Genomic DNA, 9,991 nt, shown 5'->3' on the forward strand with positions numbered 1-9,991 from the left:
GACCTCGGCGGCTTTTTGGGCTTGCTGCTGATGATTGATTTGTTGCTTAATGGCTGCACTGCCAGTTAATTGCGTGGGAACATCAGCGATCAACTTTGCCACGAACTTTTTGATTTGGCTCAAAAAGTTATCCGGGGTGCGTTCTTCGGTACTGATTTGTTGTAACGCTTGCTCCCATTTAGCCGTCATTTCTGGGCTAGTTAGCAAGGGTTCGAGTTCGACCGCTTTACATAAAGTAATCCCTGCTTCACTGACGTGTAACTTGTTCTTTTCAGTGACGAGATAGCCGCGCTTCTTTAACACTTCCAGCACATTTGCCCGGGTTGCACTTGTCCCAATACCTTGCACGTCTTTGAGAATCGCCTGGGCTTCTTCATCATCAAGCGTTTTACCGGCGGTTTTCATGGCCGTAATCAGGGTACCTTCGGTAAAGGGTACCGGTGGTGTCGTTTCTTTTTGCGGCGTTTGCAGGTTTGCTTGGACTTGATCGCCTTGGTGAACGAGCGGTAAAGTTGCTGCTGCTTGCTGGTCGGCTGTGTGATCATCAAATAATGCTTGCCAACCTTGCTTCGTTGGGACCTTACCCGTTGCTTTAAAACTGGCATCGCCGACTTGAGTAACAATGGTGGTTTCCTCGTACTCATACGGATCAGCAAACATCGCTAACGTCGTTCTTAAAACCAAGTCATAGACTTGTTGCTGTAATTTAGGTAAGGCAGCTAATTGATCTTTAGTCGGGACGACTTTAGTCATGATAATGGCGTAGTGTTCTTCAACTTTTTTTCCATTGACATAACGCTGGTTTGGTGTGGTATTGGTTAAAGCGACTCGCTTAGAGACTAACCCCAGATACTTCGTCAGATTAGCCACTAAATACTCAAATTCTTCATTAGTGATATAAGCACAATCAGTTCGGGGATAACTCAACAACTTGGCTTCATATAAACTTTGAATAGCCGCTAAGGTTTGGCTGGCACTGGCATGATACCGTTTATTCATCGCACTTTGCAGACTGGATAGCGAGAATAGTTGGGGACTGGCACTCTTTTTAGCCTGCTTTTGCACGTCCTTGATTAAACCGCCCTGTGAGCCTTTCAGAACGCGTTTAGCTTGCATGAATGTCATTAGCCCTGTTTCATCTTTAAACCGCTGATAGGGGTCTAATTTTGCGACGAATTTTTGCTGATTGGCTAAATTTCCGCATTTAGTTCAAAATAGGGTTCCGGCTTAAAGTTTTTGATTGCCTGGTCTCTTTGATAGACCATATATAAGGTTGGCGTCTGTACTCGACCAATCGAATACACCCCGCGTACCCCGTTTTGTCTTAATAACAAAGTATATAAAGGACTGCCATTCATACCAATTAACCAGTCACTAATTTGACGGGTTTGGGCTTCTTTATAAGCCAAATAGTCTTTGTGCCAATCACCAAGATTTTTAAAGCCGGTAATAATCGCGTCTTTTTCTAGGCTATTCAACCAAAGGCGCTTAATCGTTTTCGACTTAACATCAATATGCGCTTGGTTCATGATCGACCACGCGATATTTGACCCTTCTCGACCACTATCGGTGGCCACAATAATGGTATCGGCTTTCGTTAACAGGTCTTTAACGACCTTGAATTGGGCTTTTTTACTAGCTGACACTTCAAACTTGTATTTGTTGGGGAAAATCGGTAAATTAGATAGGGCCCATTGCTGATATTTCTGATCATATTTATCCGGTGTGGCTAGTTCAACTAAATGTCCGAGTCCATACGTGACAAGCGTATTTTCGGGCAAAACAGGGTCGCTAACCGTATAGTAACCCTGTTTTTTGTGCTCTTTTGAAAGGCTTGAACGTATGAACGGGCTTGACTAGGTTTTTCAGCTAAGATAACAGTGGTCATGTTCGTTCACTCCTTGTGATTAAGTTTTTGATCTACTTCTGTTTTACCTTGTTCAGCCGCTTTCAACCAAGTTTCACGGCGCAATTCTTGTTGTTGCTCTATCGATTGTTGCTTCAAATAATGTTGATAACGGTTGATGGCTTTGAGATCTGCATAGGCTGACCAACGGAATAATAAGCCACCCAGCAGTAAAACTAAGGCCATTAGCGCAGTTCCTAAAAAATCGGTATGGTTTGCCGTGAAAAGCTCTTGGTATAAATCCATTAACATGAGGTAAATTCCCATTATATAGAAGACCATGCTAACTAAGTTATCAAAATAGTAAGACAACTTAGTCTGCCGTGAAGGTGTTGCAAAAGGGTCGGTTCGCATAGTCTTTTTGGCTTTTTCCAATAACCAGTGTGCGATTTTCTTCATAACAACTTCTCCCCCTCTAGTGGCTACGGAAATAATTTTGAAACATTCTCATGGCACCCATACCAGCACTCTTAGTCACACCGGTTGAGGCCCAAAAGTCTTTAACGGCGTCAGGTGTTTTGACCACCAGAAAGCCGAATCCGATTGAAGCAATAAAAGCAATAAACCCGTATTTAGCCATATTAGTGAAACACCATACTGATAATGACATACAAAGCACCTGGCTAATAATGGAGGCATTGTAATAAATGTACTTCTTCCACCACGTGCCACTGTAATCAAAACTTTCAGTCGCCATACTCATTGCAGCTAAAGGAATTGTCAGGTTATACCACGCCATATCAGCCACAAACACACACATTTTGATAAAGAACACGACGGTTACGACAGTGAAGATTAGCAGAAACAAAATCTGTAAGGATAGCGAAATGCCAACATCTTTTAACCCAGGAACTTTATTCATGCCGGTAATTGATTTAGCAGTGAACTGCTGATCAGAACTAAACATATACTTTAGCAGGGGCAAGGTAATTGAACCTTGAATAAAGCCCTGTAAGAACACGAAGACCGGGATCACGGCCGCTGATTTAATCCCGTCCATGATGATATTAGCCCAAGTAACATCGGTACTTTCATCTGCCTCTTTTAGAATTGTCATCACAATGCGGCCAAGGACGACCACAACGACTAACGATGTCGCAAAGGATTTGATTTTACATTTAGATTACAAGTGCATGCCCCCATCTTCATGCCGGTTTCGAGTTTGGTGTTGCCGTTGCTTTTTCGTCATTTCCCACTCAGTCTCCTTTAAACCTTGCGCCTGTTTTTGCCGTTCGTAATCTTCATCACGGGCATATAGGGCGGTCATGATTGCGTTACTAAAGGCCGTCTTTAAGTAGTAGCTTGGACTAACTGGCTTGTAATTTAGCGGTTGATAATGTCCAATATTTACTTTTCTATACTGGTCGTCCTTGGCTTGTTGCCTTTTAACTGCTTTTGGATTTTCTCGATCTGACTGTTCTTAATCGTCGGATCGGCTTTGCATTCGCCAAAAAAGAGTTGTTTAGTGCCATCATGCTTTAAAACCCGTTGTAAGTGATGATTTTCTAACTGATCTAAGCTAAGCTGTCCCGATAAATAAGCTAGTCCTTGTTGATGTTCTTGGGGACTGAACACCTGTGGTGGATTTGCTTGCCACTGTTCAATTGTTTCAGCCTGACATGGCTTTAAAACAGGATCATAGTACATCACGGCTGTATAGGCTTGTTCCTGTTTAATCAATGGCAATCCATCTAAATCGCCTTTGGGAAAGGCCCTTTTCAATACTTCATGGTATTGCGTTTTAATGACTTGCTTAACGGCCATGATTGCCCGTAGGTCTTTGACTGCGCGAGTAATCTTTTGCTGCTCGGTTGGTGAATACTTTTCTAGTAGACCTTGATCAACGTGTTCTAGACTTTCTAAGCTATCATCATGAATCATCAGCGTATATTTAAGCTCGATTTTGACTTCCTTTTCTTGTTGCATTAATAACTTCCAGCCAACGTATGGCCGTTTGGTAAAGGTCAATAATTGTCGGGCCAATAAATCATCACGAATATTCATTAAACGTTCGTTTAATTCACTGCCTTTGAAAATCGTTTGTTCACTATTAGTTTCTTTAATCAATTCCCGTCGTTCAGCCGCGGTTGTCTGTTCAAAATCAAGCTCTGGATAAAGTTTTTTAGTCGTGCGATCAACTACTTTATTTAAGAGTTTATCTGCTTTTTTTAGTGAACTTTCTTGTTGGTTAATCGTCAATAATTGCTTAGTGACATCTTCACCAACAGCGTGCTTAATTAAGGTACTGTTTTTCCAATTAAATAGCATGCGCCGCTTATCATCTAACTTTCCAAACTAATATAAGTTTTCAGTTCGTGGCTTAACTCTTTGACCACTTTTTTCTCGTTAAACGAGAAGTGTTTACTTAGGCTATCCAAGTGGCCTCGATTAACTACTTTCTCCTGCATATTTTTATAGCCATCTTTGGACTTACGATAGTTCTTAACTTGTTGATTAAATGCCTTTCTTTCATGCCGTTTGCTATTGATTCCCTCGTGTTGCATTGGTGTGTCAGCTATTCCCTGTTCCACAAATGATTTTTCACTGATCCGATCGGGAATGTTTTTTTGCTCCAAAGTCTGATTTACACTTGCTGCCCAATTGTGCCGCCATTCAGTTATTTTTTCTTTTTTATCCCAATCAACCAACCAAATTTTTCGGTTTCTCACATTCCCTGCAGGGTCTTAGTTTTATTACCATGACTATCTAAAATGTATTCGGTTTTTGTTTTCTGTCCCCAAGTACCATCGGGGTTAAATGGGCGATTGGTTAACATCACGTGTGCGTGTGGATTATCTGGGTGATCACGATGAATCGCTACATCGGCTACCATGCCTTGATCAACAAAGTTTTCTTGCACGTATTTAGTTAATAATGTTTTTTGTTCATCTACACTTAACTCAATTGGTAAAGCCACGTTAAACTCTTTTGCATACCGTGAGTTTGATTTACGATCTTTCTTTTCAACTTCATTCCATAATTGTTCTCGATTACTGGCCCATGCTGGTGCATTTTTGGGTATTAAAATAAAGCTTTCTGGCATAACCGATCGGGCATAAAAATAGTGGCGGCATTCTTTATCATCAAATAATTTTTCACCGCTTCGATAAGCAGCACTGGCAATGGCACTTCGTCCTTTACCGGCACTAATATTACTAAAACTCATATGAAAGATTGCCATATCAGTCACCTTCTCACTTTGATTCTATGGGTTTGACTTTGTTGTCGCCATCGGCGACTTCTAATACAGATTTTAATGGGTTTAGCACAACGTCATCTTTGATGACGTGTAAGTGCGCATTGACCTCGTTTTACTCAGTCTTCTGATTCCCCTAAATTTACTTATAGTGTATGCCTTCCGCTTCGCCATTTCAACTTTCATACTTTGACTTAACGTTCTCTGTATGATATAGTGTCGGTGATTATTTTTAATACGATTGGAGGAATCATTAGTAACTTAGAAAAACAAGAAGCCAAATTAAAACAGCTTAATCAAAAGATTAAAGCTGAAAAAAATAAAATTGAACAAAATCTCGGTAAGCAAATCATTAGATCAGCCAATTTGGATTATGGGACACTTACCACTCCACAGATTAAAATGATTGCTAAAAAAGTTGCCGCCTTTTTAAATCAAGCTCAAAATAACCGATAATAGTTAGGTGGTAATGACTATGCCTAATCAATATGAAAAACTAGTTGAGCAACAAGCGCGTTTAAAACAAAAAATTGAGCGAGAAAATTTTAAATTACGGCAATCTAAATACTACGAAAATCGGCAAGCCCGTTCTCGCCGATTAATTCAAAAAGGGGCTTTACTCGAAAAATACTTTCAAGCTGATAATCTCTCGGTTGAACAAACCGAAGAGCTTTTAAACACATTTGCCGATTACGTTAATTCCCATAAGCCGAATAAGCTCAAAAACGATCAACCTAGTAACTAGGCCGGTCGTTTTTATTTTCTGAATCATTCATGGGATTTCTAATTTTTAAATCTGGATTATTTTTAACAAAGTCATTTAGTTGCTTTTAAATGGCGGCTTCAAAGGTAATTTTTGGATTTATCCAAAGAAAGTTACGCAAATTATTTTTGATCACCTGGTCATGATCTCGTCTGTAAACTGACACAAATTTTGGCTATTATCATAGATCACGACATTATCAGCTTTGAATGCGACCGCTGCTAAATTATGATTTGATTGACTATAACGTTTTTCAACAACTTCATCTGGTACACCGTGCCCACCTTTTTGACCCGTTCATGAACCCGATTAATTGCTACTTTTTTGTTTTTTAACGCCACGTATAAAAGCGTGACCTCAAACCCATTTTGGTGAGCCCGCTCGATTAAATTTAATTGTGCCTTTTCTTGACCAGATAAGGTTGTTTCAACATGAATACTCTGCCCAGCATTTAAAGCCGCGTGGAGTTGTTTTATTTCTTCGCGCATTGCCCTAAAGTTGTCACGATTTTTATGCCAATGGCCACCCATTTTTTGGAGGATTTCATCGGTATTTAATCGTTTGGAGTGAGTAAATAATTCGGGTCTCGCGCGATATAAAGTGCTTTTACCAGCGCCGCTTATCCCAGCCACGATGATGTATCTCTTTGGCTCACTCATGTTAAATCACGAAATGCTTGTCATTGATAATTTGCTCTTGGTGTTTATCTAAGAGGTAAGTGTGTAACGCGTCAAACAGTTTGCGTTTATCAGGATCTGGATTATATGCCGCTTGTTCCCAAATGTCTTGAATATTGACTGCCCAGGGGTCAGCCAACAATTGATCAATTGTTTCGATTTCTTTGCTGGGTTTGGTCATTTAAAAAGCTCCTATCCCGTTTTTCCAGCTCAGCTATCGTCAATTCGGCCACTTAAGGCACCTATTTTTACTTCTAAGCGATTTTAAAGCAGTTTTAATATAAGTATGCATGTAACACTTAAAACGGCTTGAATAAGTCCATATGACGTTTAATTTCAAGAACGCTCATTGTCAGTGTTCTGTTTTTCGGGGTGTTTGGCCGCATATTCTCTAGCCGCTTGTTTATTCCACCAAACGCCAAATAGGTTTTGCATGGTGCCGTACAAGTAGTTTTCCACGTTCTTGATGTGCTTTTCATTGCTTCTTAGGGCGTTAAAGTAGCGTCTCAAGGCTTTAGTCATCAAAGGTTTTAGTTCTTCGTCGTCAAGCGGGATTAGAACCCCAATATCCTGATGATCCTTTTCAACTCGGTACTTAGCATTTAAGATAATGCCAATGAAGCGACGCATCTGTTGCGGGGTGCGGCACCAAAAACTAAGTAGTTGCACAGCTTCTGGTTCTAAGAAAACCGGTAAGCCACTGTCTTCATCAGTTAAGAAGTCATTAGCATGATTTATGAGATCCTGGTTTTGTTTTTGAATTTCTGCTGGTGAGAAATGGGCTGTGGAAAAGTCCAACTTTTGAGTATCTATATTGTATCTATTACTATCTATGTTTTTAGAGTCTTTATATAGATTGCTTTCGATTTTCGAAATTACGCTCGTAGCAAGGGATTTCGGCGTTTCTTGTCCATATTCACCCCTTAAATAGACATCAGTAGCTTTCACATCGAGCTTGGAAAGGTATAAACGATTCGGTTCATTCTTTTTCGTTTTAGGATTAAATCCCATTTGAATTTGTTTTAATAGATTGGCTGTTTGTAATTCTTTTTTTATTTTAACGGCTTTTTCGGTAGCGAAGTTAAATAAGTCTTGTAGTTCTTGAACGGTAAAAATAAAGTAAACATGATTATCTTCATCAACCCAATGATTACGCAAAGAATACTCTAGCCGGTCTTTCAGTACCATATAAGCCAATTTAGCATCACTGCTTAAATGTTTATATTGCTCGCCATACATTAATACCTTAGGAAACTGGAAAAATAGGGCTCCATATACGTTATCGGCTTCATAGTAATTGAAATTTGTTGATTTTGTCAGGTAGATTGGGAAATTAATGTTAAAAGTTTCCTGAACTTTGTGAGTAACATGTCAAAAAACATAACATGGATAGCGACACATGACAAACAGTGGTATAATATGAGTAATTTTAATTGCAAGCTAATCTTATTTTAATGTTTGAGGAGGCTCTATATGAAACCAAAAATTGTTAAAAATCAAGACGGAACCATGCGATCCTTAAGCAACCGCCACGTCCAAATGATTGCAATTGGTGGAACAATTGGTACCGGACTGTTCCTCGGATCTGGTAGTACGATTAGTAAAACCGGCCCGTCAGTAATGTTAGTTTACTTAATACTAGGGTTATTTTTCTTCTTTATGATGCGGGCTATTGGTGAGATGTTTTATGCGGATCCTACACAGCATACTTTTGTTTCATTCATTTCAAGATATTTGGGGCCAACAATCGGACATTTTACTGGTTGGACTTATTGGATTGGTTTAGTATTTGTTTGCATGGCTGAGTTGACTGCAACAGCGACTTATGTCCAGTACTGGCTACCAAGCGTTCCTGCTTGGATTATTGAATTAGTTTTTTTAGGAATTCTGGTGAGTGTCAATTTAATTGCAGCACGATTATTTGGGGAAGCTGAGTTCTGGTTTGCCATGATTAAGATTATTGCTATAATTGCCATGATTTTAACTGGTGTTTTCATGCTCATAAACCATTCCGTCACCCCACTTGGGCACGTATCATTAACAAATATTAGTCATGATTACACACTATTCCCACGTGGTATTTTTAATTTTATTGCTGCATTTCCAATGGTATTTTTTGCTTTTCAAGGAATTGAATTTGTTAGTATTACGATTGGCGAAGCTAAATCCCCACACACAGTTATAAAAAAGGCGGTAAATGAAACACTATTGCGAATATTATTATTTTATATCGGTGCACTAGTTGTAATTATGATAATCATTCCTTGGACGTCACTATCAGCAAACAGTAGTCCGTTTGTTCAAGTATTTAAATTAGCTGGATTTCCGGCAGCTGCTGCCACTATCAATTTCGTTGTCTTAACGTCCTCTGCATCTGCATTAAATAGTTGTATTTTTTCAGCAGGCCGTCATTTTTATCAACTGGCAACTGAAGTTTCCAAAAGCAGTTGGATGTATAAGATGTTTGCTAATATATCAAGCAGTGGCGTCCCTGCCGCTGCAATTGCTTTTACCGCTTCGCTAGTCTTAATCACTCCGATTATGAGTTTAACAACTGCTATCAGTTCAGTTTTTACAATCGTAACCGGCGTGTCTAGTGATATGTATATTATTGTTTACACATTGACATTAGTTGCTCACAGAAGATACCGGGCTTCCACTGATTTTTTACCAAATGGTTTTATTATGCCATGGTATAAAATTACCAGCCCATTAACTATATTATTCTTCGGTATCATTTTCATCAGCCTGTTCTTCATCCCAGAAGATATTGTTGGGGCCGTTGGGGCAATCTGCTGGACATTAATCTTTGGTGGAATAGAATTTTTACGTCAAGGGAAAACGAACTTAAACAATACAAACTAAAAGATACAGGATAAAGGGGACTTATGGGGTGATACTCGGCATATCCACGTAATCCTTAATTACCCATTTTACTAAAAGTTGATTAAATCAAATTATTAATAAGCGGCTCATACCAACGTAGAGATAATCGTTAGCATGGGCCGCTAAGTTATTTTATAAGGGTATCAAACATTTGATTACCGTATAGCTCCTATGTCAAGTGGTAGATTGCAAATTCGGATTAAATTTGCAATCTACCATTAACACGGTTCTGACCATTTTAGGTATGCTAGGTGTAATTACAGACGTACAAATTGTAAACGTCTCACAGGACACGACAGGCACCTTAGAACATGTTACAAACGAGGTGGACTCCGCTAGCCAAGCTGATAAAGCACCAACTAGTGCGAACGTTTCTAATGTGACCTCAACTAGTGCTGAGATTAAAGTAGATGACAAAGCTGAATAAAGTAAAAAGGTCTATCCTCAATTGGGTAGGCCTTTTTATTGTGCAATTTTAAGCTAGTTAACATAAATGGGGCTTATCCCAAGTAAACCCTTCATGCCCTGATAAAACAACGATCCGTTATTTGGCCTTTGTGCAA

Annotated in this window: 6 protein-coding genes and 4 pseudogenes; 3 read left to right on the top strand and 7 right to left on the bottom strand. The window is 39.4% G+C overall.

Annotation, left to right across the window (positions count from 1 at the left end; all coding sequences use genetic code 11):
- The 4 genes and pseudogenes from JCM11969_RS17915 to mobQ form a co-directional block, all read right to left on the bottom strand.
- Positions 1 to 1,888: pseudogene (locus tag JCM11969_RS17915) on the bottom strand (DNA topoisomerase 3); the annotation flags it as partial.
- 6 nt (positions 1,889 to 1,894) lie between these two features.
- A complete protein-coding gene (locus JCM11969_RS14795; RefSeq protein ID WP_054712345.1) occupies positions 1,895 to 2,305 on the bottom strand; it encodes a hypothetical protein in 411 nt (136 codons plus the stop codon).
- 16 nt (positions 2,306 to 2,321) lie between these two features.
- Positions 2,322 to 3,011, bottom strand: a pseudogene (locus JCM11969_RS14800) (conjugal transfer protein TrbL family protein); the annotation flags it as partial.
- An 18-nt stretch (positions 3,012 to 3,029) separates the two neighbouring features.
- Positions 3,030 to 5,087, bottom strand: a pseudogene (mobQ, locus tag JCM11969_RS17325) (MobQ family relaxase).
- Positions 5,088 to 5,318: 231 nt separating this feature from the next.
- Between mobQ and JCM11969_RS14820 the strand changes: the two are divergent.
- A complete protein-coding gene (locus JCM11969_RS14820; RefSeq protein WP_054712354.1) occupies positions 5,319 to 5,558 on the top strand; it encodes a hypothetical protein in 240 nt (79 codons plus the stop codon).
- 19 nt (positions 5,559 to 5,577) lie between these two features.
- On the top strand, positions 5,578 to 5,847 hold the full coding sequence (locus tag JCM11969_RS14825) for a hypothetical protein (RefSeq protein WP_054712357.1): 270 nt from the start codon (positions 5,578 to 5,580) through the stop codon (positions 5,845 to 5,847).
- Here JCM11969_RS14825 and JCM11969_RS14830 read toward each other — a convergent pair.
- The 3 genes and pseudogenes from JCM11969_RS14830 to JCM11969_RS14840 form a co-directional block, all read right to left on the bottom strand.
- Positions 5,837 to 6,524 (bottom strand): annotated as a pseudogene (locus JCM11969_RS14830) (ATPase). The gene JCM11969_RS14825 and the pseudogene JCM11969_RS14830 sit on opposite strands and share 11 nt — an antisense overlap.
- Before the next feature lies 1 nt (position 6,525).
- On the bottom strand, positions 6,526 to 6,723 hold the full coding sequence (locus JCM11969_RS14835; protein ID WP_054712364.1) for a hypothetical protein: 198 nt from the start codon (positions 6,721 to 6,723) through the stop codon (positions 6,526 to 6,528).
- A gap of 155 nt (positions 6,724 to 6,878) precedes the next feature.
- Positions 6,879 to 7,862: a replication initiator protein A gene (locus JCM11969_RS14840; RefSeq protein WP_054712367.1), complete on the bottom strand. Its 984-nt coding sequence runs from the start codon at positions 7,860 to 7,862 to the stop codon at positions 6,879 to 6,881.
- A gap of 153 nt (positions 7,863 to 8,015) precedes the next feature.
- Here JCM11969_RS14840 and JCM11969_RS14845 point away from each other — a divergent pair, with 153 nt between their 5' ends.
- Positions 8,016 to 9,407, top strand: coding sequence for an amino acid permease (locus JCM11969_RS14845; RefSeq protein ID WP_054712370.1), 1,392 nt, complete (start codon positions 8,016 to 8,018; stop codon positions 9,405 to 9,407).
- Positions 9,408 to 9,991: the final 584 nt, after the last annotated feature.

It is taken from the genome of Secundilactobacillus paracollinoides DSM 15502 = JCM 11969 (genome assembly GCF_001311135.1).
GTDB classification, from domain to species: domain Bacteria; phylum Bacillota; class Bacilli; order Lactobacillales; family Lactobacillaceae; genus Secundilactobacillus; species Secundilactobacillus paracollinoides.

What these genes read in the sequence shown, in the direction of transcription:
- JCM11969_RS14825 (WP_054712357.1), top strand. Translation starts at nt 5,578, where the DNA reads ATGCCTAATCAATATGAAAAACTAGTTGAGCAACAAGCGCGTTTAAAA.
- JCM11969_RS14835 (WP_054712364.1), bottom strand. Translation starts at nt 6,723, where the DNA reads ATGACCAAACCCAGCAAAGAAATCGAAACAATTGATCAATTGTTGGCT.
- JCM11969_RS14845 (WP_054712370.1), top strand. Translation starts at nt 8,016, where the DNA reads ATGAAACCAAAAATTGTTAAAAATCAAGACGGAACCATGCGATCCTTA.
- JCM11969_RS14795 (WP_054712345.1), bottom strand. Translation starts at nt 2,305, where the DNA reads ATGAAGAAAATCGCACACTGGTTATTGGAAAAAGCCAAAAAGACTATG.